At 60.1% G+C, this 23,422-nt stretch carries 22 protein-coding genes; 11 read left to right on the top strand and 11 right to left on the bottom strand.

Features of this window, described 5'->3' with window-relative positions:
* Positions 1-47: 47 nt before the first annotated feature.
* Entirely contained in the window at positions 48-839 is a 792-nt protein-coding gene (locus AB4Z13_RS25685) for a phenylalanine 4-monooxygenase (RefSeq protein WP_442207138.1), read from the bottom strand.
* Positions 840-958: 119 nt separating this feature from the next.
* On the opposite strand from AB4Z13_RS25685, the gene AB4Z13_RS25680 reads away from it, so the two are divergent.
* The gene (locus AB4Z13_RS25680; RefSeq protein WP_008527462.1) at positions 959-1,420 is read left to right on the top strand and encodes an Lrp/AsnC family transcriptional regulator; all 462 of its coding nucleotides are present in this window, start codon (positions 959-961) and stop codon (positions 1,418-1,420) included.
* Positions 1,421-1,434: 14 nt separating this feature from the next.
* Here the strand turns inward: AB4Z13_RS25680 and AB4Z13_RS25675 are convergent, their stop codons facing one another.
* Positions 1,435-1,935 carry an Lrp/AsnC family transcriptional regulator gene (locus AB4Z13_RS25675; protein ID WP_442207137.1) on the bottom strand — a complete coding sequence of 167 codons (501 nt, stop codon included), beginning with the start codon at positions 1,933-1,935 and terminating at the stop codon, positions 1,435-1,437.
* Positions 1,936-2,062: 127 nt separating this feature from the next.
* Between AB4Z13_RS25675 and hppD the strand changes: the two genes are divergently transcribed.
* The 5 genes from hppD to gfa all read left to right on the top strand — a co-directional run bounded on the left by hppD (position 2,063) and on the right by gfa (position 7,284).
* Entirely contained in the window at positions 2,063-3,172 is a 1,110-nt protein-coding gene (gene hppD / locus AB4Z13_RS25670; RefSeq protein WP_442207136.1) for a 4-hydroxyphenylpyruvate dioxygenase, read from the top strand.
* A 69-nt stretch (positions 3,173-3,241) separates the two neighbouring features.
* A complete protein-coding gene (hmgA, locus tag AB4Z13_RS25665; RefSeq protein ID WP_442207135.1) occupies positions 3,242-4,603 on the top strand; it encodes a homogentisate 1,2-dioxygenase in 1,362 nt (453 codons plus the stop codon).
* A gap of 49 nt (positions 4,604-4,652) precedes the next feature.
* Complete coding sequence (locus AB4Z13_RS25660) at positions 4,653-5,678, top strand: fumarylacetoacetate hydrolase family protein (protein WP_442207134.1); 1,026 nt, start codon at positions 4,653-4,655, stop codon at positions 5,676-5,678.
* On the top strand, positions 5,675-6,307 hold the full coding sequence (gene maiA / locus AB4Z13_RS25655) for a maleylacetoacetate isomerase (protein WP_442207133.1): 633 nt from the start codon (positions 5,675-5,677) through the stop codon (positions 6,305-6,307). Before AB4Z13_RS25660 ends, maiA begins: the two co-directional genes overlap by 4 nt.
* 404 nt (positions 6,308-6,711) lie before the next feature.
* On the top strand, positions 6,712-7,284 hold the full coding sequence (gfa, locus tag AB4Z13_RS25650) for an S-(hydroxymethyl)glutathione synthase (RefSeq protein WP_442207132.1): 573 nt from the start codon (positions 6,712-6,714) through the stop codon (positions 7,282-7,284).
* 92 nt (positions 7,285-7,376) lie between these two features.
* Here the strand turns inward: gfa and AB4Z13_RS25645 are convergent, their stop codons facing one another.
* Positions 7,377-7,607, bottom strand: coding sequence for a BrnA antitoxin family protein (locus AB4Z13_RS25645; protein WP_442207131.1), 231 nt, complete (start codon positions 7,605-7,607; stop codon positions 7,377-7,379).
* A gap of 168 nt (positions 7,608-7,775) precedes the next feature.
* Positions 7,776-8,423, bottom strand: a complete 648-nt coding sequence (locus AB4Z13_RS25640) for a TetR/AcrR family transcriptional regulator (RefSeq protein WP_113322525.1) — start codon at positions 8,421-8,423, stop codon at positions 7,776-7,778.
* A 136-nt stretch (positions 8,424-8,559) separates the two neighbouring features.
* Here AB4Z13_RS25640 and AB4Z13_RS25635 point away from each other — a divergent pair, with 136 nt between their 5' ends.
* Entirely contained in the window at positions 8,560-9,756 is a 1,197-nt protein-coding gene (locus AB4Z13_RS25635) for an HlyD family secretion protein (protein WP_442207130.1), read from the top strand.
* 23 nt (positions 9,757-9,779) lie between these two features.
* Complete coding sequence (locus tag AB4Z13_RS25630; RefSeq protein WP_442207129.1) at positions 9,780-11,375, top strand: DHA2 family efflux MFS transporter permease subunit; 1,596 nt, start codon at positions 9,780-9,782, stop codon at positions 11,373-11,375.
* Positions 11,376-11,474: 99 nt separating this feature from the next.
* Here the strand turns inward: AB4Z13_RS25630 and AB4Z13_RS25625 are convergent, their stop codons facing one another.
* From AB4Z13_RS25625 to AB4Z13_RS25605, 5 genes are all read right to left on the bottom strand, one after another.
* Complete coding sequence (locus AB4Z13_RS25625) at positions 11,475-12,548, bottom strand: LLM class flavin-dependent oxidoreductase (protein ID WP_113322527.1); 1,074 nt, start codon at positions 12,546-12,548, stop codon at positions 11,475-11,477.
* Positions 12,549-12,644: 96 nt separating this feature from the next.
* Positions 12,645-14,021, bottom strand: coding sequence for an LLM class flavin-dependent oxidoreductase (locus AB4Z13_RS25620; RefSeq protein WP_442207128.1), 1,377 nt, complete (start codon positions 14,019-14,021; stop codon positions 12,645-12,647).
* Between the two features lie 20 nt (positions 14,022-14,041).
* Positions 14,042-14,782, bottom strand: coding sequence for an ABC transporter ATP-binding protein (locus tag AB4Z13_RS25615; protein ID WP_113322529.1), 741 nt, complete (start codon positions 14,780-14,782; stop codon positions 14,042-14,044).
* Positions 14,758-15,636, bottom strand: a complete 879-nt coding sequence (locus AB4Z13_RS25610) for an ABC transporter permease (protein ID WP_442207127.1) — start codon at positions 15,634-15,636, stop codon at positions 14,758-14,760. Before AB4Z13_RS25610 ends, AB4Z13_RS25615 begins: the two co-directional genes overlap by 25 nt.
* Positions 15,637-15,677: 41 nt before the next feature.
* Complete coding sequence (locus tag AB4Z13_RS25605; RefSeq protein WP_442207126.1) at positions 15,678-16,703, bottom strand: ABC transporter substrate-binding protein; 1,026 nt, start codon at positions 16,701-16,703, stop codon at positions 15,678-15,680.
* Between the two features lie 426 nt (positions 16,704-17,129).
* On the opposite strand from AB4Z13_RS25605, the gene AB4Z13_RS25600 reads away from it, so the two are divergent.
* A complete protein-coding gene (locus tag AB4Z13_RS25600) occupies positions 17,130-18,704 on the top strand; it encodes a diguanylate cyclase domain-containing protein (RefSeq protein WP_442207125.1) in 1,575 nt (524 codons plus the stop codon).
* 8 nt (positions 18,705-18,712) lie between these two features.
* On the opposite strand, the gene AB4Z13_RS25595 is transcribed toward AB4Z13_RS25600, so the two are convergent.
* Positions 18,713-19,582 carry a LysR substrate-binding domain-containing protein gene (locus AB4Z13_RS25595; RefSeq protein WP_113322532.1) on the bottom strand — a complete coding sequence of 290 codons (870 nt, stop codon included), beginning with the start codon at positions 19,580-19,582 and terminating at the stop codon, positions 18,713-18,715.
* A gap of 145 nt (positions 19,583-19,727) precedes the next feature.
* Between AB4Z13_RS25595 and AB4Z13_RS25590 the strand changes: the two genes are divergently transcribed.
* Complete coding sequence (locus AB4Z13_RS25590) at positions 19,728-20,585, top strand: urea carboxylase-associated family protein (RefSeq protein ID WP_442207124.1); 858 nt, start codon at positions 19,728-19,730, stop codon at positions 20,583-20,585.
* Positions 20,586-20,621: 36 nt separating this feature from the next.
* Here the strand turns inward: AB4Z13_RS25590 and AB4Z13_RS25585 are convergent, their stop codons facing one another.
* Positions 20,622-21,887 carry a glycerate kinase type-2 family protein gene (locus tag AB4Z13_RS25585; protein ID WP_113322534.1) on the bottom strand — a complete coding sequence of 422 codons (1,266 nt, stop codon included), beginning with the start codon at positions 21,885-21,887 and terminating at the stop codon, positions 20,622-20,624.
* A gap of 174 nt (positions 21,888-22,061) precedes the next feature.
* Between AB4Z13_RS25585 and AB4Z13_RS25580 the strand changes: the two genes are divergently transcribed.
* On the top strand, positions 22,062-23,354 hold the full coding sequence (locus AB4Z13_RS25580; RefSeq protein ID WP_442207123.1) for an MFS transporter: 1,293 nt from the start codon (positions 22,062-22,064) through the stop codon (positions 23,352-23,354).
* Positions 23,355-23,422: the final 68 nt, after the last annotated feature.

Genomic DNA, 23,422 nt, shown 5'->3' with positions numbered 1-23,422 from the left:
ATGGGATACAAGGTCGAGTTGGGACCGGCCGCGATAGTGTCAGCGATTCACGAAGCTTTGGCCTCGAAAGTGGGGGCGAAATCACCCAGCGATTTCGCCTTCAGGATCGTGCCTTCGATATCCTGCTCCACGATCGCTTCGAGATCGGCAAAGCTGTCGATGACGTAGTAGATCGGCTGGAGGATATCGATCCGGTAGGGCGTCCTGAGCACGCTCAGCAGATCGAACGGCCGAAATTCGCATGCCTTGCCTTCCATCGCCGCCTTCGCTTCGCTTGGCGATGAGACGATCCCTGCGCCGAAGCAGCGGCGGCCCTGCGGCGTATTGATCAGGCCGAACTCGACGGTGAACCAGAAGATGCGGAACAGATGCCAAGAATAGCCTTTGCCGAGGCGAACAGCTGTTTCGCCGAAATGCCGTACGAAATTGGCATAGCTCTGGTTGGTGAGCATCGGGCAGTGGCCGAAAACCTCGTGGAACAGGTCCGGTTCCTCGATATAGTCGATATGCTCGCGACGGCGCAGGAAGGTTGCGAGCGGGAATTTGCCTTGTGACAGAAGTTCATAAAAGCGCGAGGGCGGAATGAGCGCCGGTACCCCTTCCACACCGAAGCCAGTGGTCTCGTTCAGGCGTCTGTTCACATCGAGAAGCTGAGGCACCTTGTCGGGCTTCAGCCCTAGCATTTTCACGCCATCCAGATATTCGCGGCAGGCCGCATCGGCGAGCAGCTTCATCTGACGCCGGTAGAGTTCGCCCCAAATCGCATCTTCCTCAGTTGTATAGGCATATAAACCGTCCGAGCCAGGCAGTTTGGCGGTGTAGCTGCTTTCCTTGGTCATATTCTGATCCTCCCGGGATAGCGTTTCTGCCATTATCCCCCGGATTTGGAGGATTTTCTTTTCTTTCGTGCTACCAATTGCCATAGTGACGGCAAATATTCCCAAATGTGGTGCGGAGAATGAAAGAACCTGGGAATTTTCGCCGCAAGCTTCTGCAACTTATCCAAGCCGACGGCAGTCTTTCGCTGGCAGACCTGGCGGAAAAGGCCGGCATGTCGCAAAGTTCGGCCTGGCGGAAGATCCAGGAACTGGAAGCCGACGGTGTCATCCGTAAGCGTGTGACACTACTCGATCCCGGAAAACTCGATCTCAAGCTCTGCGTGATCGCGCATGTGACGCTGGAGGATCACCACGAAGAGGCGGTCGCCTCTTTCGCTTCGGTGGTTCTGGAGCGGCCGGAGATCATGGAGTGCTATGCCTTGTCAGGCGCTTTCGACTACATGCTGAAGATAAGGGCGAGGGACGTGGAAAGCTACGAAGCCTTCATGACCCGCTACCTCATGCGCAATCCGCATGTGCGCACAGTCGTATCGAGCTTTGTGCTGCGGGAGCTGAAATTCTCGACCGAACTGCCGCTCTGACGCTTGCTGCCAGATCACCGCGTGCTGTCGCCATGCCGATGACCCGGCATGTGTATCGGAAAGCCTTCGAATGTCTTCAGCGTGTCGAGGACGATCGAGGTTTTTACGTGCTGCACCGACTCGTGGGGTAACAGGACGTCGTTGACGAATTTGGAGAGGTCCGCGAGCCCGCGGGTCGCGACCTTCAAGTGATAGTCCATTTCACCGGTCAGCGCATAGGCTTCGAGAACTTCCGGCAGCCCGTTGATCAACTGCGAAAATCTGCGGGCATTGTCTCTGTTATGGGTGGCAAGCGTCACGGAAATGACCACCAGCATATCCAGGCCAAGCTTCTGTTGATCCAGATAGGCCCGGTAGCTGCGAATATATCCCTCAGCCTCCAGTCTCGTTCGCCGGCGCGAGCATTGCGAGGGTGAAAGCGCGATCCGCTCTCCCAGCTCGTTGTTCGTCAATCGGCCGTCTTTTTGAAGCTCCTGGAGCAGGCGCAAATCCAATTTATCGAGCTGTTCATCCATTGCGCAAAATCTCCAAAATCCTCACGAACCGTGCATAATCTCTTCCTCTGGCATGAAGAATGCAAGAACTTTGCATGCGTTTTGGGCCACACTTTGCATATCAAAGTCCAATTCCCAGGAGGAGAAAATGGGCCCTTTTCCGCATGACGCGCCGGCCTCGGAAATTACCGCCGACAACCCGGCCGGCACCGACGGATTCGAATTCGTCGAATTCGCCCATCCCGAGCCCGCGAAGCTGCGCGAGCTCTTCACACGCATGGGCTACATTCCAGTCGCCAGGCACAAGACGAAGGACATTACCGTCTGGCGCCAGGGTGACATCAACTATGTCCTGAATGCGGAAGCCGGCAGCCATGCCGCGCGTTTCGTCGCAAATCATGGTCCCTGCGCCCCGTCGATGGCATGGCGCGTCGTCGACGCCAAACACGCCTTCGATCACGCGGTATCGAAAGGCGCCGTTCCCTATGAAGGGGATGACAAGGCGCTCGACGTCCCGGCGATTGTCGGCATTGGCGGCTCGCTGCTCTATTTCGTCGAGACATATGGTGCAAAGGGATCGGCCTACGATGCCGAGTTTGATTGGCTCGGCGAGCCTAACCCGCATCCTCAGGGGATCGGTTTCTATTATCTCGACCATCTGACGCACAACGTCTTCCGTGGCAACATGGACAAGTGGTGGGACTTTTACCGCAACCTGTTCAATTTCAAGCAGATCCACTTCTTCGACATCGATGGGCGCATCACTGGTCTGGTGAGCCGCGCCATCACGTCGCCCTGCGGCAAGATCCGCATCCCGCTGAATGAATCGAAGGACGACACGAGCCAGATCGAGGAATATCTGAAGAAATACAGGGGTGAGGGTATTCAGCACATCGCCGTTGGAACGGAAGATATCTATGAGGCCACGGACAGGCTTGCCGGCAATGATCTGCGCTTCATGCCGGGACCGCCGGAAACCTATTACGACATGTCCTATGAACGCGTGAACGGCCATAGCGAACCTGTCGACCGTATGAAGAAGCACGGCATCCTCATCGATGGCGAAGGTGTGGTGAATGGCGGCATGACGAAAATCCTGCTCCAGATCTTCTCCAAGACCGTGATTGGACCCATCTTCTTCGAATTCATCCAACGCAAGGGCGACGAGGGCTTCGGCGAAGGCAATTTCCGCGCTCTCTTCGAATCGATCGAGGCCGATCAAATCAAGCGTGGTGTCATCGGTACTGCGGCGGAGTAAACTCTCGGGGCCACCTCGCGCGTCTGAAAAGACGCGCGACGCCGAGAGTTTCCGGGGAGGAGTTGAGCAATGGACCAGACATCAATCCAGGCTTCCGAGGGTGAAGCCTCGACGACAAACAAGCTGAAATATATGCCGGGGTTCGGCAACGACTTCGAAACAGAGTCGCTTCCCGGCGCCCTGCCGCAGGGCCAGAACAGCCCCCAGAAATGCAACTACGGTCTTTATGCCGAGCAGCTTTCCGGCTCGCCATTCACCGCGCCGCGCGGGACGAATGAAAGGTCCTGGCTTTATCGCATTCGCCCGAGCGTGCGTCACACAGGCCGCTTCTCGAACGCGTCCTATCCGCTCTGGAAAACCGCGCCTTGCCTGGACGAACATTCGCTTCCCCTGGGGCAGCTTCGCTGGGATCCCGTCCCCACACCCACCGAGAATCTGACCTTTCTTCAGGGGGTGCGGACAATGACGACGGCAGGCGATGTCACGACCCAGGTGGGCATGTCAGCACATGCTTACGTCTTCAATGAGGACATGGTGGATGACTACTTCTTCAACGCCGATGGTGAACTGCTGGTCGTGCCGCAGCTCGGCGCCGTCAAAGTGTTCACCGAAATGGGCATCATGGACGTGGAGCCCCTGGAAATATGCCTCATCCCACGCGGCATGATGTTCAAGGTTCTCCGTAGTGGCGAGCAGGCGGTCTGGCGCGGATATATATGCGAGAATTACGGCGCGAAATTCACGCTGCCGGACCGTGGTCCCATCGGCGCGAACTGCCTGGCGAACCCGCGCGACTTCAAGACGCCCGTCGCCGCTTTCGAGGACAAGGAAAAACCCTGTCGCGTCCATGTGAAGTGGTGCGGAAAATTCTATGTCACTGATATCGGCCACTCACCGCTCGATGTGGTCGCTTGGCACGGCAACTACGCCCCCTTTAAATACGATTTACGGACATTTTCTCCTGTTGGCGCGATCCGCTTCGATCATCCCGATCCGTCGATTTTTTCGGTGCTGACCGCGCCTACCGAAGATGCAGGTACGGCGAATGTCGATTTCGTGATCTTTCCGCCGCGCTGGCTGGTGGCAGAGCACACGTTCCGTCCGCCTTGGTACCACCGCAACATCATGAGCGAGTTCATGGGCCTGATCCATGGCCAGTATGACGCCAAGGAGGAGGGCTTCGTCCCCGGCGGCATGAGCCTGCACAACATGATGCTTGCCCACGGGCCGGACGCCCTCGCCTTCGAAAAAGCATCCAATGCCGAGCTCAAGCCGGTGAAGCTGGATCACACCATGGCCTTCATGTTCGAGACCCGGTACCCGCAGCAATTGACGAAATACGCAGCCGAGCTTGAAACGCTGCAGGATGATTATCTGGAATGCTGGGACGGCCTGGAACGCAAGTTCGACGGAACCCCCGGTATCAAGTGATGGCCTCAAGTGAGGATCGGTCAGGCATCCTCTGGCACAGGAATGGGATATGAAGCTTGCGACGTTGAAAGACTCCACGAGAGATGGCCGGCTCGTTGTCGTCTCCCGCGACCTTACCCGCTGTTCCGAAGTCGGTCACATTGCCCGCACGTTGCAGGCGGCTCTCGATGACTGGGAGCACGTTGCTCCGAGACTCGCGCAGATTGCCGAAGGTATCGAGACAGGTGCCCAGCCGACGATCCGGTTTCACGAACACGACGCCGCATCGCCCTTGCCGCGAGCCTACCAATGGGCCGACGGTTCGGCCTATCTCAACCATGTTGAATTGGTACGCAAGGCGCGGGGCGCCGAGATGCCGGCGAGTTTCTGGACCGATCCGCTGATGTATCAAGGTGGTTCGGACGGTTTCCTCGCGCCGCGAGATCCGATCGTGGTGGCTGACGAGACTTATGGGATCGACATGGAGGGTGAGGTTGCCGTCATCGCCGGTGACGTTGCTATGGCTTCCGGTCCTGAAGCAGCGCGCGATGCCATCCGTCTGGTGATGCTCGTCAATGATGTATCGCTGCGCGGTCTCATACCGGACGAGTTGACAAAGGGATTTGGTTTCTTCCAGTCCAAGCCGGCATCGGCATTTTCTCCGATCGCGGTGACGCCGGACGAGCTCGGAGCGTCGTGGGACGGCGGCAAGGTGTGTCTGCCGCTGCTTGTGAGCTTGAACGGCAAGGCATTCGGCAAGGCGAATGCCGGCATCGATATGACGTTTGATTTTGGCCAGCTCATCGCCCATGCCGCCAAAACCCGCAATCTGGTGGCCGGAACGATCATCGGCTCGGGAACGGTTTCCAATAAGCTGGATGGCGGAGCGGGCAAGCCCATCGAAGACGGAGGAGACGGCTACTCATGCATCGCCGAGATACGGATGATTGAGACGATCGAGACCGGATCGCCGAAGACTCCGTTCATGAAGTTCGGGGATCAGGTCCGCATCGAGATGAAGGATCGTGCCGGCCATTCGATCTTCGGGGCGATCGAGCAGACGGTCGAAAGATACGGGGAAGCTGGGCTGCAATGAACGAGGTCGTTCTCTACGATTACTGGAGGTCATCGGCGAGCTATCGCGTCCGCATTGCGCTCAATCTCTTGGCGATCGACTACAAAACAGTGTCCATCAACCTGTTGGAGGGAGCGCATAAGAAGCCGGAATATCTGGCGCTCAACCCGCAGGGGTTCGTGCCAACATTGGTGATCGACGGGAAAACTCTGACCCAGTCGCTGGCAATCATCGAGTATCTGGCCGAGGTTCGGCCGGAATGCGGATTGCTGCCAGCGGATATTGCCGATCGCCAGAAAGTGCGCGCCTTCGCATACGCGGTCGCCATGGACATACATCCGATATGCAACACGCATGTCGTGGCGCACCTCATGACCGTAGCGGACAAGACCGACGCCCGCGAGGAATGGATGAAGCATTTCATCACGGACGGACTTCGTAAGCTGGAAGCGATGATCGACCCAGCCGACAAAGGGTTCAGCTTTGGGGATACACCGACGATGGCGGACCTCTGTCTTGTTCCGCAGGTCTACAATGCCCGCCGCTGGGGAGTGGACATGACCGATTTCAAGCGCATCGTCGATATCGATGGCAAATGCGCCGAGTTGCCAGCCTTCCAGGCTGCCCATCCTGACTGCGCGAAACCTTAACTGCAAAGGGCACGTTTGGAGTGCGCGGGAGCACGGCCGATGAGGTGGCACACGGCTATTGCGACCACCGCTTTTCCCGCCGATCTTCTCAACCACATGCTGCTATGTTTCTCCGGTGCCGAGGCCAAGGACTGAATCCTGCTGCATCACTTGAGTTAGGTCGAGATCACCGAATAGCTCGCGACGTCTCTCGTGGCGCCGACCGCAGGCTGAGCTTCCCAAAGTCGATTTGGATACCGTGCTGATCGCGTGGCATCAGCAGAAGAGGAGCGGACGATATTGGCGGCGTGGTGATATACTCATCCCAGGAGGAGGTCTCGCGCTGGCCGTCGAGCGGTTTGCGCGATGACACAGGGCTTGGCCGCGGCATCCCGCCTCGGCCCAGGAAGGGAAGGAGACAACGCATGAACAATGTAGCGATCCACCCAATCGTGGATTCAGGATACCGGGCGACCGATGCGTCATTTGTCGGCGGCACGCTCGTATGCAATTGCGCGAGCAATCCGGTGAAAGTCCGCGTCAAGGGCGATATTGCCCACAACCATGCTTGCGGCTGCACGAAATGCTGGAAGCCGCAGGGTGCGGTTTTTTCCGTGGTTGCCGTCGCGCCAACGGCGAACGTCGAGGTTCTGGAGAACGGAAACAAGTTGGCGGTTGTCGACGCGTCCGCGCTTATCCAGCGCCATGCCTGTAAGGATTGCGGGGTCCATATGTACGGGCCTGTCGAGCGCGATCATGCCTTTCAGGGGCTCTCCTTCGTCCATCCCGAACGGTTCCAGGAAAGAGGCTGGGCAGCGCCCGGCTTTGCCGCCTTCGTGTCGTCCATTATCGAAAGCGGATACGACCCCGGGAAGATGGGCGCCGTACGCTCGCATCTCAAGGAGGTTGGGCTTGAGCCTTACGATTGCCTGTCGCCCGGGCTGATGGACTTGGTCGCCACCTGGACGGCGAAAAAAGCGGGGGTTCTCGCGGCCTGACACGTCGCGGAAATTCGCTTTCGGTACCGTCGCGATTCTCGCGGCGGTGCTCCAAGATAAAGGCACTCGACGCGCCTTCTCCCGGATGCGGGTCAGTCCTTGTTCGTCATGGCTGCCCGCAACGCGTCGTTGATACGCTCCTGCCAACCCGAGCCGCCGGCCTGGAAGTGGGCGAGAACCTCGCTGTCGAGCTTCAAGGTTACAAGTTCCTTCACATTCGGCAGAGTGGGCCGCTCGACGGCCGGTGTCGCCGGTTTCTTGACAGGTTTGAACAGGGCCTCGGCCGCTTCATGCGGGTTAGCGGGGCGTCTCGGGGTGCGCATGAGCGTTTCTTCCTGTTTTTCGAGCCCGACCATTCGAGCTCGAGACCGGGTTTGTCGAGAGGATCTGTCGCATCGTCAAGTGGAAACACCGGAGGCGATCGTCAAGAGTAGGAAAACTGCCGTCCACCCCAGGGAGAGCCCGCCTTCAATCCCGCATGCCCTATGTCCCTAAGCAGCGCATCCCTTCAGGAAGATATCCGCACACATTCTCGCCCTCGCGGCGATCTCTTCGATGTTGGGCGCCGGCAGTTGGCGCAGCATGGCGGCGCGTTGTGGTTCCATGATCATCATGCCGCGCAGCATGCCGCAGGCGGCGTGCGGGTCTTCGAGCTTGATCAGCCCGTGTTCCACCTGGCGGCGCAGCCAGTTTTCCATCGACGTGTTGGTGCGCACGATCGCCTTTTCGTAAAACGAGGTGGCGAGTTCGGGAAAGCGGTCGGATTCGCCGATGACGAGGCGGGTAATCGTGATCGTGTCCTGCGAAAGCGTCAGCATGCCATAGGCCATCAGCATGCGCTCCAGTCCCTGGCGAAGCTCGGCCGTCGCCAGTGTGCCGGGGTCGAGTGCCAGGAGGAAGCGTCCGGTGCGATCCGAGACCATTTCGGAAAACAGATCTGCCTTCGTCGGAAACAGGCGATAGAGCGTCTTGGTTGAAACGCCGGCTTCCTGCGCGATCGCAGCGATGCTGACCGCGGCATAGCCATTCTCGTGGAACTGCCTGTTGGCGGCTTCGATGAGTACGCCGCGCGTATCCTCGTCACACCGTACCTGCGGCCTGCCGCGCGGCTTTTTCTCGATATTGTGATTTTCGACCATCGCGAGTTTCCAAATTCTTGTTGACTTCTCTTTTTTAGCTTATATTTTGGAAAACATCAAGTTTCCTAAATTGGACTTGAGCCGAATTTCAAGGCCGCGGCCAAGACGACAGCGACCTTCCAGAAGGAGAGAGACGATGTCCGTCACGAAGCTGCATACTCTGAAGAACAACGGTGTCCCGGCCGATATGCCGGCCACCGAAACCACCGCTGAAGCCACACCTGCAACGCTTGACGCCGGCAAGACGCCGCGTGTCACCGAGCCCGCTGCAGAGGCACCGGTCCGCAAGCGCGGCGGCCGCTCGCTGCTGATCGGCGTTGCCGCCATCGCCATTATCGCCGCCGGCGCCTATTACGGCCATAATTACTGGACGGTCGGCCGCTTCGAGGTCTCGACCGACGATGCCTATGTCAAGGCCGACAGCACCACGGTCTCCCCGAAGGTTTCAGGCTATCTTATGGAGGTCCTTGTTGCCGACAATCAGGCGGTGAAGGCCGGCCAGCCACTCGCCCGCATCGATGATCGAGATTTCCGCACTGCGCTCGATCAGGCCAAGGCCGATGTTGCCGCCGCCGAAGCAACCGTCAACGCCAAGCAGGCTTCGCTCGACATCCAACAGTCGACCATCGCCGCCGCTCGCGCCACGCTCGACGTTGACCGGGCCAACGAGACCTTCGCGGAACAGAACAACAAGCGCTATACGAACCTGGCCACCAACGGTTATGCGCCAGTTCAGACCGCCCAGCAGGCGGCTTCGGCAATCGCCGCCGCCCAGGCTACGATTGTGCGCGACAGCGCTGCCCTCGACGCCTCAACGAAGCAGGTCGAGCTACTGAATGCCGAGCTTGCCCAGGCCAGGGCGACACTTGCCCATGACCAGGCTGTCATGCATCAGGCTGAGCTCAACCTTTCCTATGCGACGATCGTTGCGCCCGTCGACGGTACGGTCGGCAACCGTACGCTGCGCGTCGGCCAGTATGTTCAGGCCGGCACCCAACTGATGGCAGTTGTGCCGACGACAGCTGCCTATATCGTTGCCAATTACAAGGAGACACAGCTGACCGATGTCCATGCGGGCCAGCCTGTCGCTATCGAGGTCGACATGTTCCCGGGCCGCACCTATCACGGCCATGTCGACAGCCTGTCGCCGGCAAGCGGCCAGGAATTTGCGCTGCTGCCGCCCGACAACGCCACCGGTAACTTCACCAAGGTTGTTCAGCGCATTCCGGTGAAGATCGTGCTTGATGGCGATGCCGCCGAAAAGGGCGATCTGCGACCCGGCATGTCCGTCCAGCCGAGCATCGACACGAAGGTCGATGCTACCAGCAACTAAGCGAAGGGGCAGGAGATCGTGTCATGTCCAGTATCGCCACAACATCAGGCGCTATCCCGCAGCCGGGCGCCAGCACCAAGGCCAGCACAAGGGATTGGATTGCCGTTCTCGCCGGCATGATCGGCGCCTTCATGGCGATCCTCAATATCCAGATCACCAATGCCTCCCTCCTCGATATCGAGGGAGGCATTGGCACAGGCGTCGACAACGGCGCCTGGATCTCCACCTCCTATCTGATCGGCGAGATCGTCGTCATTCCGCTGACGGCCTATTTCAGCAATGTCTTCTCGTTCCGCCGCTATATCCTCGTCAATTCCATCCTCTTCCCGATCTTTTCGATGGCCTGTGCCTTCGCCCATGATCTCGGCACGATGATCCTGCTGCGCGGCCTACAGGGCTTTGCCGGCGGCGTGCTGATCCCCATGGCCTTCACCATGGTGCTGACCAAGCTGCCGAAGAGCCAGCAACCGCTTGGCCTTGCCGTCTTTGCCTTGTCGGTCACCTTCGCCCCGGCCATCGGCCCGACGATTGGCGGCTATCTGACGGAGAATTACGGCTGGCAGACGATCTTCTTCATCAACACTATCCCGAGCCTCATCATGGCGGCGGCTCTCGCTCTGACGCTTGAGAAGCAGCCGATGCAGCTTCACCTTCTGAAGGAGGGCGATTGGGCCGGCATCGTCACTATGGCAATCGGCCTTTCGGCGCTGCAGACCGTACTGGAAGAGGGCAACAAGGACGACTGGTTCTCCTCGCCCTTCATCGTCAAGCTCGGCATCGTCGCCTTCGTTTTCCTGGTTGCCTTCATCTGGATCGAACTGACCGTCAAAAAGCCGCTGGTGAAGCTGCGCCTGCTCACACAGCGCAATTTCGGCATCGGCGTGCTGGTCAACGTGCTGGTCGGTGTGGCGCTCTTCGGCACGGTCTATATCCTGCCGCAATATCTCGGCCAGGTGCAGCGCTATAATGCCGAGCAGATCGGTAATGTCCTTGCCTGGACCGGCCTGCCACAGCTCTTGCTGATCCCGCTGGTGCCGGTTCTGATGAAGCGCTTCGATGCCCGCTATATTGGCTTCCTCGGCATCTCGATCTTCGCAATCAGTTGCTTCATGAACATCACGCTCTCGGCCAACAATGGCGGCGACCAGTTCTGGATCCCGAATATCGTGCGCGCCATCGGCCAGGCCCTGGTGCTCACCCCGATCACCGCGATCACGACGGCCGGCATCGCGCCCGCAGATGCCGCTGCTGCCTCGGGCCTCACCAACATGCTGCGCAATCTCGGTGGCGCGGTCGGCACGGCTTCGCTCGGCACCATTCTGACCAAGCGCGAGCAGTTCCACTCCAACATCATAGGTCAGTCGATCACGTTGACCCGTGACGAGGTGCGCGACCGCCTGACCCAGCTCACAGCTTATTTCACCCAGAACGGTGTTACCGATCCGGCCGTCGCATCGCAGAAGGCGATCGTCGCGCTCGGCCAGATCGTCAAGCGCCAGGCCCTCATCATGGGCTTCAGCGATACGTTCGCGGTCATCGGCGTGGTATTGGCGCTCGCAGCAATTGCCTTGCTTCTGACCAAGAAGCCGCAGGCCGGCGGAGGTGCTGGCGCCCATTGAGGTGTCTGAGCGAAATAGAAACAGGCCCAATGGGCCTGTTTTTTGTTGCGTCTCGGGCTGCTCGACTAACGATGATGGAGATATGCTTTTCAGGCGCCGTCATGCGGCCTTGAGCAAGGGCAGCAGTTGCGCGCCCTGCCGTTTGATCTCCGAAAGATAGGGCGTGTCGGAGAGCACGAAATGGCTGATGCCGAGCTCCTGGTATTTGCGCAGTGAGCGGGCGACATCTGCGGGGGAGCCGACCAGCCAGGTCGTGCCTGCGCCGCCGCCGCCGAATTTGCCGGGCGTGGTGTAAAGATTGTCGTCGAGCACTTCACCACGCTGATGAAGGTCGAGCAGGCGCTGCTGGCCGACGGCGACGGCCCGCTGGTGGTCGTGCCAGCCAGCACCGCTATTTTCTGCCATTTCGGCGACCTTCGCTTCAGCATCGGCCCAAGCTTCTTCTGTCGTGTCGCGGACCAGCGTCGTAATCCTCAGCCCGAATTGAAGCGGCGGCAGGTCGCGGTCGAGATCGCGGCTCAGCTGCTTCAAACGGTCGATCCGTTCCCGCACGCCATCAAGCGGCTCACCCCAAAAGAGCTGGACGTCAGCTTCGGTGGCCGAGACGCGCTCGGCCGCTTCCGATGCGCCGCCGAAATAGAGTTTCGGATGGCGGCGCTCGCCGCGAGCCGCGAGGCGTGGAACGACGGTGGATTCGCTGACCCCGAAGTGCTCGCCGGCAAAGGTGACGTTTTCCTCGGTCCATAATTTTCGCACCAGCCGCATGAATTCCTTGGTGCGGCCATAGCGATGCGCCTGATCTCCCTCGCTGTCGCCATAGGCGGCCAGATTGTCTTTGCCGGAGACGATGTTGACGCGCACGCGTCCGCTGGTGAGATGATCGAGCGAGGCCGCCGCCGAGGCGAAATTCGCCGGCCGCCAGTAACCGGGGCGGATCGCGATCAGCGGCTCGAAGGTTGTTGTCCGTGCGGCAAGTGCAGTTGCCAGAGTAAAGGTGTCCGGCCGGCCCCAGCCGGTGCCGATGAGCGCGCCCTTCCAGCCATGCTCTTCAAGTGCCTTGGCATGGCTCGTCAGCGTTTCCAGGCTATTGTGGTTTTCTGCTGCCGAATCGCCGCGGTGGCCGGGTTTGGCGGCATTGGGGATGTACCAGAGGAATTCCGGATTGTTGCTCATGCGATGCGCCTGCGGTTCTCAACGATTGGATTATCAAGATAGGGTAGCCGGGCTTTCCCTGCGAGCCCGGCTACCCCGTATCTCTGCGGTGATGAATTACCCCGCCGCCCGGGCCGCTTCGCCCTGCTGCGCCTTGAGTGCCAAGCCATTCGGCGGGCGGCGAAGGCCGAGATTCTGGCGCAGTGTCGTGCCCTCGTACTCTTCCCGGAAAAGACCGCGCTTGCGCAGGATCGGAACGACCTGATCGACGAAGTCAGCCAAACCTGTCGGCAGGACAGGCGGCATGATGTTGAAGGCGTCGGCGGCACCATTGTCGAACCATTCCTGCATCGCGTCCGCCACCTGTTCCGGCGTGCCGACCACGGTGCGGTGGCCGCGGGCAGTCGCGACCGCCAGATAGAATTCGCGCAGCGTCATATTGTTGCGGGAGACCAGATCGGTGACCAGCTTCAGGCGGCTCTTGTTGAGCTCGGTGTTGTCAGGAAGCGGCGGGGCAGGATCGTCGAGCGAATAACCGGAGAGATCGACGCCCTTGTAGTGGCGTGACAGGATGTTCCAGGCGACCGAGGGGTGAACGAGCGACTGGATATAGTCGTAATTTGCTTTCGCCTCAGCCTCTGTGCCGCCGAGCACCGGGAAGATGCCGGGGCTGATCAGCAGCTCGTCCGGGCTGCGCCCGTAGCGGGCAAGACGTCCTTTGACGTCGGAGTAGAATTCCTGAGCGTCTTCCAGGGTCTGGTTGGCGGTAAAGATCATCTCGGCGGTGCGCGCTGCGAGCTCGCGTCCGGGCTCGGATGCGCCGGCCTGGACGATGACGGGGTAACCCTGAACCGGGCGTCCGACATTCAACGGCCCGCTGACACTGAAGAACTGGCCCTTGTGATTGAGCTGATGCACCTTGTCCGGATCGAGGTAGACGCCGCTTTCCTTGTCGCGGATGAAGGCATCATCCTCGTAGGAATCCCATAAGCCCTTCACCAGGTCGACGAATTCCTCGGCCCGTGCGTAACGGTCGGCATGGGCCGGGTGGCCAGGGATAGAAAAATTCTTGGAGACATCGGCGCCTGTGGTGACGACATTCCAGGCCGCACGCCCCTTGGAAATATAGTCGAGCGAGGCGAATTTACGGGCGAGCAGATAGGGGTCCTCGTAGGTGGTGGAGGCAGTCGCGACAAAGCCGATATTGCTCGTCACCTGCGAAAGCGCCGCCCATAGAGTCACTGGCTCGAAATGAGCGCCCTGGGCCGTGCGGCGCAATGCTTCCGGATCCTTGGCGCGCTCCCAGCCGGCGGGGCTGTCGGCAACGAAAACCAGGTCGAACTTGCCGCGTTCGGCGGTCTGAGCCAGTTCGCGATAGTGATCGATATTCAAGCCGGCATCGGCCTGCGCGTCCGGGTGGCGCCAGGCGGCAATATGATGGCCCGTTGCCATGATGAATGCGCCAAGCCGTATCTGTCTTTTCTGACTAGCCATGATGGCGATCTCCGTTGGTTTCAGGCGGCGCGGCGGCCGGGGGCATCAACCCCGAGCCTGCTCAGAAGACGGGTTCGGATCTGTGCGAAGCGCGGATCGCCGTGATCGCGCGGCGCCGGCAGGTCGATGCGCAGATCCTCCACGAAACGGCCCTCGTCGAGCACCAGGATCCGGTCGGCGAGCGAGATCGCCTCATCGACATCATGGGTGACGAGGAGAACGGCGGGGCGGTGTTTTGCACAAAGCTCCCGCAAGAGGTCATGCATCTTCAGCCGGGTCAGCGCATCGAGCGCGCCGAAGGGCTCGTCTGCCAGCAGCAGGGCCGGCTCGCGCACCAGTGAGCGGGCGAGCGCCACCCTCTGCTGCTCACCGCCGGAAAGCTGGTTCGGCCAGGCAGTCTCCCGTCCTTCGAGACCGACTTCGGCGAGCGCCTTGCGTCCGGCTTCCTGCCCGGTTTCACCCGGCAGGCCGAGCGTGACGTTCTGGATGACCGTGCGCCAGGGCAGCAGGCGGGCATCCTGAAAGACCACCGAGAGTTTTTCCGGCGTCTCGAACGTACCCGTTCCCTCGACCTCGTGGTCGAGGCCGGCAAGGGCTTTGAGGAAAGTGCTCTTGCCTGATCCGCTTTTCCCGAGCAGGGCCACGAACTCGCCCTCGCCGATATCGAGATCCACGCCGTCGAGGATCGTCTTTGCAGCAAAACGCCGCACGAGATTTGCGACGTGGACGGCAGGCTTTAATTGGCCAGAGTGCGGCGCCATGACAGGACCCTCCGTTCGAGCAGTCGGACGAGACCGTCCGAGACGAGGCCGAGAAGCACATAGACCACGAGGCCGACGAGAATGACGTCGGTCTGGCCATAGGTGCGGGCAAGATCGATCATGTAGCCGAGGCCGCTGGTGGAGTTGATCTGTTCGACCACCACGAGCGACACCCAGCAGAGCGTGACGGCAAAGCGCAGACCGAGAAGGAAACCGGGCAGGGCGCCGGGCAGTACGACCTGGAAGATAAAGTCCTTCTGGCTCATGCGCAGCGTCTCGGCGAGCTCGACGTAACGGCTGTCGATGCTACGCAGTGCATTGTGGGTGTGGATGTAGATGGGGATGATGACGGCAAGCACGATGGTCGTGACCTTCATGCCTTCACCAATCCCGAACCACAGGATAAAAAGCGGGATCAGCGCCAGCGTCGGGATGGCGCGCTTGATCTGGATCGGGCCGTCGATCAGCGCCTCGCCGATGCGGGACAGACCGGCGATGACCGCGAGGGCCGTGCCGATGACAAGGCCGATGCTGAGACCGAGCAGCGCGCGCGTCGCAGACGTCACGAAGTTGTCCTGCAGGCGGCCCTCGGCGATCAGCCGTCCGAAGGCCTCGACGACCGTCCAGGGCGCCGAGAGAATGCGCGGATCAATCCACCCCAATGCCGATCCGGCAACCCAGGCCAGCACCAGCAGTGCCGGACCGATCTGCAGTCCGAAGGGTATCTCGCGTCCGGGGCCGAGCCTGCGGCGGGCGCGGGAGACCGCGGGTTTTGTCGAGGCGGTGACACCAGCGCTTCCGCGCGACGATATCCGTGATGTCTTGACGTTATCTGCATCCCAAGTGGTTGCCATGCTTGCGATCTCCTCTTTTCGCTACGGAACGGCACGCGCGATCACTGGCTTCTTGGCAGAGCGCCTGCAGCGATTTTTTCGAAGCGGTTGTCGAAGATCTGTTCGACGTCGAAGGGCTGGTAGCCAAGCTCGCTGGCCAACAGGTTGATGGTTTCCTGATGGCGCTTCTTCACGTCCGCCCAGCTATCGGGGATGACCTGGGTACCTGCGAGCTTGATAAGAAATTCGGCATCCTCGCGGCTCAGGCCCTGCTGGCCGATGTAATATTGCTTGATCCAGATCTCAGGATTCTCATCGACCCATTCGGTTGCGCGCGCCCAGAGGCGGACATATTCGCCAAGGGCGGCTGCTTTTGCGGGATCGTCCAGCACCCATTGCGGTGCATAGAGATGGGAGGGGTCGTCGCGCAGGCCGTGCTCGATGAGGCTTGCGCCATCGGAGCCATACTGGCTGATGTAGCGGCGGATATTGACGCCGCCGAGCGGCGCGATATCGACCTGCTTGCTGGCGAGTGCCTTCGGATAGACATCGCCGGTGCTCGGCAACTCGACCAGCGTGGCGTCTTTCTTCGTCAGGCCTGCGGCATGGAGCGCGCGAAGCACGAGCGTGCCCTGGGCCTGGCCGGGGCTGAAGGCGATACGCTTGCCGCGGAAATCTGCGAGCGACTTGACGTCGACGCCAGGCGCGATGCCGAAACGGTAGATTGGATTGGCAATGGGGTCTTTTCGTTCGCGATAGGCGATGTTGCGGACGGGCAGGTTGTTCCAAGTTGCGAAGATCGACGGGATTTCGGCCACAGAGCCGACATCGAGAGCGTGCGCGCGGAAGGCTTCGGAGGTCTGCGGGCCGCCGCTGAGATTGGCCCATTTGACCTCGAAGGTGAGTTCCTTGATGAGGCCGGAAACCTCAAGGGCCTTCTGCGTCACCGGATCACCGATCGTCAGGACCGTTCCCGATGGCACCTTGTCGAGCAGCGGCGCACTCGCCTCGGCCACTGCCACGTTGCTGAACATGCCGAGGGAGACGAGGCCAAGCACAGCCGTTCCCAATATTTTTGCCAATGTCATCGTTGATGTTTCCCGTTTGAGGTTGCAATGTCAGGAAGCGATGACGGGAAGGGTGTCGAATTCCCTATAAAATCTATAGACTATTTATTTCTTTCGTTCACCGGTTCATGAAAAATCCTACCAATTGTGCAGGCGTGACAGACGCGCGTGTTGCCTGTTGAGCGCGTGGTGATTTCCAGCTCAGGCGAGAAGACGCGGCCTTGCGTCGTGATGTAGTCGGGGTCAGAGCAGTGAAGCCAATGCAAAACCCAAGCCATTTCGTCGTGGAACATTACATCAGGATCTTCTGTTAACTTTCGAGAAACCTTGTCTTGCTTCGGAGTGTGTATGAAATGCTCGCACTGTGAGGCGTGGTTACATTCCTTTACGTTCCGCTGTTAAAGTCGCATCCGAAAGATCTGCTGAAGCGACTTTACGGTTGGACTAATGATGCTTGGTGCCGAGATCCTTGCATTCCTGCAGGCATGTCCGATGGCGGTGATCGTGCTCGACACCACCGGTCATGTCATCTTTGCCAATGCCGAAGCCGGGCATCTCCTCCATCTTGAAGACCGGCCTCGCGGCGCGGGTATTACCGAACTCATGCCGGAATGGCCGTTGCTCTCGGGCGTCTCCACTGCCTTCATCAGCGATCATTCTGGTCATTGTCTGCTATGCCGCGTACAGGTCGTGAGCTGGCCTACTGGCACGGAGACGGTCACGGCTGCTTTCCTCGAGCCGGTGGATGACAAGCGTCCTGCTGGTTATGCGGCGCGCGAGGCCAATCTGCGCCTGCGCTATGTCATCGAGATGCTGCCGGAGGCGGTCTGCGTGTTCGACGCCAGCGACCGCTATGTTCTCTGGAACCAGAAATATGCCGAGCTTTACGCTGATATAGCCGAGCATCTCAGGCCCGGTGTCGCCTTTGAGGATATATTGAGGAGCAGTCTCGCCGGCGACGGGATGCGCGAGCTCGTCGAGGACAAGGAGGCGTGGTTCACGGCCCGCATGCAGAAATTTCGTCAGCCGGTTTCGCAAGAAGAGCAGCAGTTGCGGGATGGCCGGTGGCTGCGCCACGACGACCGGCGCACGCCCGACGGCGGCGCGATCGGCATGCGCATCGATATTACCGGCCTCAAGCAGCGGGAAGACTGGCTTCGCCAATTGTTCAACGCCAACCCCATGCCCATGCTTTTGTGCGATGGCGATAGCCTCGCCATTCTTCAGGCCAACCAGGCAGCTGTTGATTTCTATGGTTTCCAACCTGCGACGCTACTGTCGAAGCGAGCCTGCGACATGCATGTCGACGGCGAACTCCAGGCGTTCGAGAGGGTCCTCCTCCATCTCGACGGTGACTGTGATGCACGGACGATCTGGCGACAGACGACGCGGGACGGATCAGAGCGCCACGTGCTGATCTATGTTCGTCAGCTCCACGAAGGGGCCGAGCATCGGCTGCTGCTCACTGTGGCCGATGTCAGCGACAGAATTCTTGCCGAGACTGAAGCCAATCGTTTGGCGCATCACGACATTCTCACAGGCCTGCCAAACAGGATGCAATTCTACAAGGCGCTCGAAAAAGCCCTTGCATCGGAGGACCGGGAAAAGGTCATCATCTGCTGTCTGGATCTGGATGGGTTCAAGCCCGTCAATGACACGTTTGGCCATGCTGCCGGGGATGAAGTGCTGAAAAATGTTGCCAATCGGCTGCACATGCATGCGCGAGGTCATTTGGTCGCCCGGCTCGGGGGCGATGAATTCGCAATCCTGATGACGGGAGAAAGAGGCGAAGCGATTGATCTCGCCGAGCGCTGCATCGGCGCCTTCGAGCAGCCTTTTACCATCAATGGTCTTGCCATCCGCCTCGGCATCAGCGTCGGCATTGCTGCAGCTGACGGAGTGGACCACGAAGCACTCATGCAGGAGGCGGACCGGGCGCTCTATCGCGCCAAGGCCGATGGTCGCAACATCTGGCGCATGACACTTCAGGATCTGCCTGTTCCGAAGCGGGCCAAAGCCTGATCGGTCCGTCAGGCCTCGTCCTGCCTTGCTGCAAGCAGCCAATCGCGAAACGTTCTTGCCTCGCGCGAGAGGCCCTTTGCCTCGATGAGCCAGTAGGCCTTGTCCATATCGGAAGCCCTCTCGAAGAGGGAGACGAGTGAACCCGCCGCGATCTCCTCTGCGATCAGTGCGGTTGGGCAAAGTCCGATACCCTGGCCGCTGATCAACGAGCCGATCATGAGATTGAAGTCGGCAAAAACAGGTCCGGCCTTCGGCGCGGAATTGATGCCGGCGCCTGACAACCAGCGCGCCCAGGCATCGATCGTCTCGTCATGCAGGATTTCACAGGCAAGCAGGTCAGCTGGTTTGTGAAAGGGGCCATGCCGGGCGAGGAATTCCGCAGAACAGGTTGGTCTGGTTGCTGCATCCAGGAGCTTGATGGCGCTGGGGCTTGGTCGCACGCCGTGGCAGACCAGGAGATCGGCACCTGCCGCTTCGGGCGTCCTGGCATCGAGCGCATAGACGATGCTGATCCTGATATCAGGATAAGCAATTCTCAGTCTCGGCAGCTGCGGAATGAGCCATCGCACTGCCATCGAGGGAATGCACGCAACGCTGACCGGGCGGCTGTTTGCTTCCAGCCTCAACTGCCCGGCGGCGACTTCGATATGTGCCAACGCATGCGTGACGGCTGCGCCGAATTCCCTGCCGGCGGCTGTCAGCGTCACGCCCCGGCTATGACGCAGAAACATGGGGATGCGGAGCCAATTCTCCATCGCCCTCACGTGCTGGCTGATGCCGGCCGGTTTCAGGTTCAGTTCGGCAGCCGCCCGGACGAAGCTTTCGTGGCGTGCGGCGGCTTCGAATGCCCGCAGTGATGCGAGGGGAAGGTTTCTCATGTCAGGATGACTAAGCAAAACTTGCCCATAGGGCAAGAAACATCTCGGTTGCCCAATGGCGCAACCTCGCTAAGAGTGCTCGGCGACTTATTGCGTGTCACCGGGCGCAGCACCGGAAGATCGCCAGCGGAGCGGAACTAACCGGATGTCGAAGCAGTCGATAGTGCCAATTCCATCTGACGCAGCCGAGCGGCGGTCAGCACCGCCCGTGGTCGTCTATCCCGTCGAAACGCTGCCGTCTGCGGATCTCGGTCTGCTCGAGGCCGCCCGCGAAACGCTGACGAAGGTCAGCGAGGTGATCGTGCCACCGCGCGAGGCAGGCAGCTTCCACGTTCCGCAGGGGCATTTCTTTCGCATCGTCAGCATCGACGGTCCGCAGGTCGGTGACCTCAATCTGTGGAACGCTGCCGATCTCACCGAACGGTTTTTCAGCGGCAAGACACGGGCTCTGCACGCAACCCATGTCGGTGTCGGCGATCGTCTCTGGAGCACATTGCCGTATCTGCGCCCTATGGCGACGATCACCTATGACAGCCTCGGCTGGTATGGCTGGGATGACGACGGTGCCGGCATTCATGATGTCATCGGCACGCGCTGCGATCCTTATACGAACCGATTGCTGAAGGGTAGCGACTACCACCATTGCTGCCATTCGAACCTGACGCGTGCGCTCGCTGCCGATAGCGGCATGCCGCTCGAGCAGGCCGAGATGCATGTGCATGACGTGCTCAACGTCTTCATGTGCACCGGTTTCACCAGGGACACGCACCAGTATTTCATGAAGGCCAGCCCCGTCAGGCCCGGAGATTTCATCGAGTTCTTCGCCGAGATCGATCTTCTCGGCGCCTTGTCGGCCTGCCCGGGTGGCGATTGCGCCGCAAGCCATTCCAGCGATATGGCCGCATGCTATCCGTTGAAGGTCGAGATATGGAAGCCCGATCCCGCGACACTCGCCAACTGGACGTCGCCGGCGCGAAATCTCTATCCGAGGACGCATCGATAAATCGGTAAGTCGCACGGCTCTTTCATCGAAGAGTGGTCAGACGATCAGGATTGCCCTGAAATCATTCACGTTGGTGCCGGTCGGGCCGGTTTCGAAGAGGTCACCGATCGCCTTGAAACCGGAATAGCTGTCATTGCCGTCGAGCACCCGGCGCGGGTCAAAGCCGGCGGCGCGCAGCCGCTTGACTGTACTGCCGTCGGAAAATGCGCCGGCATTGTTTTCCGAACCGTCGATGCCGTCGGTGTCGGCGGCAAGCACATGGATGGCGTTGTGCCCGTCGATTGCCAATGCGAGCGCCAGCGCGAATTCACCGTTGCGGCCGCCTTTGCCACCCTTGCCACGTAGTGTCACCGTCGTCTCCCCGCCGGAGAGAATGACGGCCGGCTTCGTGAAAGGCCGGTCGCGGCCGGCGACCTCGCGAGCGATCGCCGCATGTACCAGCGCCACGTCGCGCGATTCCCCTTCGACGGAATCCGACAGGATCGCTGGCGTTATTCCCTGCGAACGTGCAAGTTCGGCGGCCGCCTCCAGCGATACTCCGGCCGATGCGATGATGTAGTGCTCATGGCCGGCAAAGGCCGGATCGTCCGGCCGTGGCGCATCGGCCTTTGGGGAGTTCAGATGATCGATAGCCGCCTGCGGCAGCTTGAGGCTGTACTGCTGGATGATCTGAAGCGCATCGTGCCGGGTCGAACCGTCGGGAACGGTCGGGCCTGAGGCAACATGGGCGGGATTGTCGCCGGGAATGTCCGAGACGATCAGGCTGACGACGCGGGCCTTGGTCGCAGCAGCCAGCCGCCCGCCTTTGATGGTGGAGAGGTGTTTGCGCACGACGTTCATGGCCGAGATCGGTGCGCCAGAAGCAAGCAGCAACTCGTTCAAGAGGATCTCGTCCTGCAGCGTCAGCCCTTCCGGTGGGGAAGGCAGGAGCGCCGAGCCGCCGCCGCAGATCAGTGCGATGACGAGGTCGTTCTCACCTAGTCCGGCGACCGTCTCCATCAATCGTCTGGAGGCGGCAAGGCCGGCGGCGTCGGGAACCGGATGAGCGGCTTCGATGATCTCGATATGGTCGGTCTCACAACCGTAGCCATAGCGGGTGACCACCACGCCTTCGAGCGGTCCGTCCCACACGCGTTCCAACGCGCGTGCCATCTGCGCGGCACCCTTGCCGGCGCCGATTACGACTGTCCTGCCATCAGGTTTCTCCGGCAAATGCGCGGTAATACCGGTCAGCGGATCGGCGGCGCGCACGGCGGCGGAAAATAGCGAAGTCAGGAAATCGCGGGGGGAGGGCATGGACATGATGATCTCTCTGGAGATACGGGCAGAAAGGATGGCTTCCACGCTCCTAGGCATGGCTGTCGACATATCGCTTGTCAATGCAGGAGCCGTCCCCATCCGTTCGGTGTGATTGATAATCGTCCGGAGGTGGCTATCTATTGGCGAGAAAAGCAACAATCATTTGGAGAATTTGCAATGGTCAACGAACAGCAGTTGATCTCCAAGATTACCTGGCGGCTCATGCCATTCCTCGGAATCCTTTACCTCATTGCCTATATCGATCGTCAGAATGTCAGCTTCGCCAAGCTGGAAATGGTCGGCGCTCTCGGCATGAGCGAATATGCCTATGGCCTTGGCGCCTCGCTCTTCTTTATCGGCTATTTCCTTTTTGAAGTACCGAGCAACCTATTCCTCGACAGGTTCGGCGCACGCGTCTGGTTCGCCCGTATTCTCGTATCCTGGGGCATCGTTACCATCCTGCTCTCCTATACGCAGAATGCGACAATGTTTTACATCCTGCGTTTCCTGCTCGGCGTCTGCGAGGCGGGCTTCTTTCCAGGCGTCCTCTATCTTTTGACGCTCTGGTTCCCCTCGGATTATCGCGGCCGCATGGTGGGTCTCTTCATGATCTTCAGCGCACTTGCCAATGCCGTCGGCGCGCCTGTTGGAGGCATGTTGCTCGATCTCGACGGCTTCCTCGGCCATGCCGGCTGGCAATGGGTCTTTCTGGCGACAGGCATTCCGGCCGTCATTGCTGGTGTCGTTACCTTCTTCTACCTCTATGACCGCCCTGAAAACGCGAGGTTCCTCAGCAACGAGGAGAAGGGCTGGCTGGCAGACCGCCTGGCGTCGGAAAATTCCGGCATGGATCACAATGCCGAGAACGGCTTCAAGGCACTCATCGACCCCCGTGTCCTGTTGATGGCGCTCTGCTACATCGCCTTCCCGCTTGCCGCTTATGGTCTCAGCTACTGGCTGCCGACCATCGTGAAAGCCTTCGGCGTCAGCAACACTGTGAACGGCTTGCTCAACATCATCCCGTGGATACTGGTGGCGATTGCGCTCTGGGCGGTGCCGACTGCCGCCGACAAGGCGAAGGCGAAGACGCCTTATATCGTCATCCCCGCCTTCATCGGTGCGGCCTGCCTGCTGCTCTCGGCGCTTGTTCCGAACAACACGCTGCAGTTTATCTTCCTCTGCATTGCCGCGGCCGGCATCTTCGCACCACAGCCGGTCTTCTGGAGCCTGCCGTCCCGCTTCCTTAAGGGCGCGGGTGCTGCGGCGGGCCTGGCAGCCATCAATTCTGTCGGCAATCTCGGCGGCTTCGTCGCTCAGAACGTCGTGCCTTGGATCAAGGACGAAACCGGCAGCACGATTGCGCCGATGTTCTTTCTGGCTGTCTGCCTTGCGGTCGGCGCCCTGCTCGTCTTTGTCGTCGCTACGGTGATCGCGCGCAAGGAGCATGCTGCCGTGCCGCACGGCGCCTGAGGCCTTAGAAATGTCGAAGCCCCGGCATCAAAGATACCGGGGCTTCTTTCCGCGAATGCAGCCGGACG

Origin of the sequence: Rhizobium sp. YAF28 (assembly GCF_052113285.1) — a bacterium.
Taxonomy (GTDB): domain Bacteria; phylum Pseudomonadota; class Alphaproteobacteria; order Rhizobiales; family Rhizobiaceae; genus Rhizobium.
The sequence above is the reverse complement of the archived record's forward strand: the minus strand, read 5'-3'. Positions and strand labels throughout refer to the sequence as shown.

What these genes read in the sequence shown, in the direction of transcription:
- AB4Z13_RS25685 (WP_442207138.1), bottom strand. Translation starts at nt 839, where the DNA reads ATGACCAAGGAAAGCAGCTACACCGCCAAACTGCCTGGCTCGGACGGT.
- AB4Z13_RS25680 (WP_008527462.1), top strand. Translation starts at nt 959, where the DNA reads ATGAAAGAACCTGGGAATTTTCGCCGCAAGCTTCTGCAACTTATCCAA.
- AB4Z13_RS25675 (WP_442207137.1), bottom strand. Translation starts at nt 1,935, where the DNA reads ATGGATGAACAGCTCGATAAATTGGATTTGCGCCTGCTCCAGGAGCTT.
- hppD (WP_442207136.1), top strand. Translation starts at nt 2,063, where the DNA reads ATGGGCCCTTTTCCGCATGACGCGCCGGCCTCGGAAATTACCGCCGAC.
- hmgA (WP_442207135.1), top strand. Translation starts at nt 3,242, where the DNA reads ATGGACCAGACATCAATCCAGGCTTCCGAGGGTGAAGCCTCGACGACA.
- AB4Z13_RS25660 (WP_442207134.1), top strand. Translation starts at nt 4,653, where the DNA reads ATGAAGCTTGCGACGTTGAAAGACTCCACGAGAGATGGCCGGCTCGTT.
- maiA (WP_442207133.1), top strand. Translation starts at nt 5,675, where the DNA reads ATGAACGAGGTCGTTCTCTACGATTACTGGAGGTCATCGGCGAGCTAT.
- gfa (WP_442207132.1), top strand. Translation starts at nt 6,712, where the DNA reads ATGAACAATGTAGCGATCCACCCAATCGTGGATTCAGGATACCGGGCG.
- AB4Z13_RS25645 (WP_442207131.1), bottom strand. Translation starts at nt 7,607, where the DNA reads ATGCGCACCCCGAGACGCCCCGCTAACCCGCATGAAGCGGCCGAGGCC.
- AB4Z13_RS25640 (WP_113322525.1), bottom strand. Translation starts at nt 8,423, where the DNA reads ATGGTCGAAAATCACAATATCGAGAAAAAGCCGCGCGGCAGGCCGCAG.
- AB4Z13_RS25635 (WP_442207130.1), top strand. Translation starts at nt 8,560, where the DNA reads ATGTCCGTCACGAAGCTGCATACTCTGAAGAACAACGGTGTCCCGGCC.
- AB4Z13_RS25630 (WP_442207129.1), top strand. Translation starts at nt 9,780, where the DNA reads ATGTCCAGTATCGCCACAACATCAGGCGCTATCCCGCAGCCGGGCGCC.
- AB4Z13_RS25625 (WP_113322527.1), bottom strand. Translation starts at nt 12,548, where the DNA reads ATGAGCAACAATCCGGAATTCCTCTGGTACATCCCCAATGCCGCCAAA.
- AB4Z13_RS25620 (WP_442207128.1), bottom strand. Translation starts at nt 14,021, where the DNA reads ATGGCTAGTCAGAAAAGACAGATACGGCTTGGCGCATTCATCATGGCA.
- AB4Z13_RS25615 (WP_113322529.1), bottom strand. Translation starts at nt 14,782, where the DNA reads ATGGCGCCGCACTCTGGCCAATTAAAGCCTGCCGTCCACGTCGCAAAT.
- AB4Z13_RS25610 (WP_442207127.1), bottom strand. Translation starts at nt 15,636, where the DNA reads ATGGCAACCACTTGGGATGCAGATAACGTCAAGACATCACGGATATCG.
- AB4Z13_RS25605 (WP_442207126.1), bottom strand. Translation starts at nt 16,703, where the DNA reads ATGACATTGGCAAAAATATTGGGAACGGCTGTGCTTGGCCTCGTCTCC.
- AB4Z13_RS25600 (WP_442207125.1), top strand. Translation starts at nt 17,130, where the DNA reads ATGATGCTTGGTGCCGAGATCCTTGCATTCCTGCAGGCATGTCCGATG.
- AB4Z13_RS25595 (WP_113322532.1), bottom strand. Translation starts at nt 19,582, where the DNA reads ATGAGAAACCTTCCCCTCGCATCACTGCGGGCATTCGAAGCCGCCGCA.
- AB4Z13_RS25590 (WP_442207124.1), top strand. Translation starts at nt 19,728, where the DNA reads ATGTCGAAGCAGTCGATAGTGCCAATTCCATCTGACGCAGCCGAGCGG.
- AB4Z13_RS25585 (WP_113322534.1), bottom strand. Translation starts at nt 21,887, where the DNA reads ATGTCCATGCCCTCCCCCCGCGATTTCCTGACTTCGCTATTTTCCGCC.
- AB4Z13_RS25580 (WP_442207123.1), top strand. Translation starts at nt 22,062, where the DNA reads ATGGTCAACGAACAGCAGTTGATCTCCAAGATTACCTGGCGGCTCATG.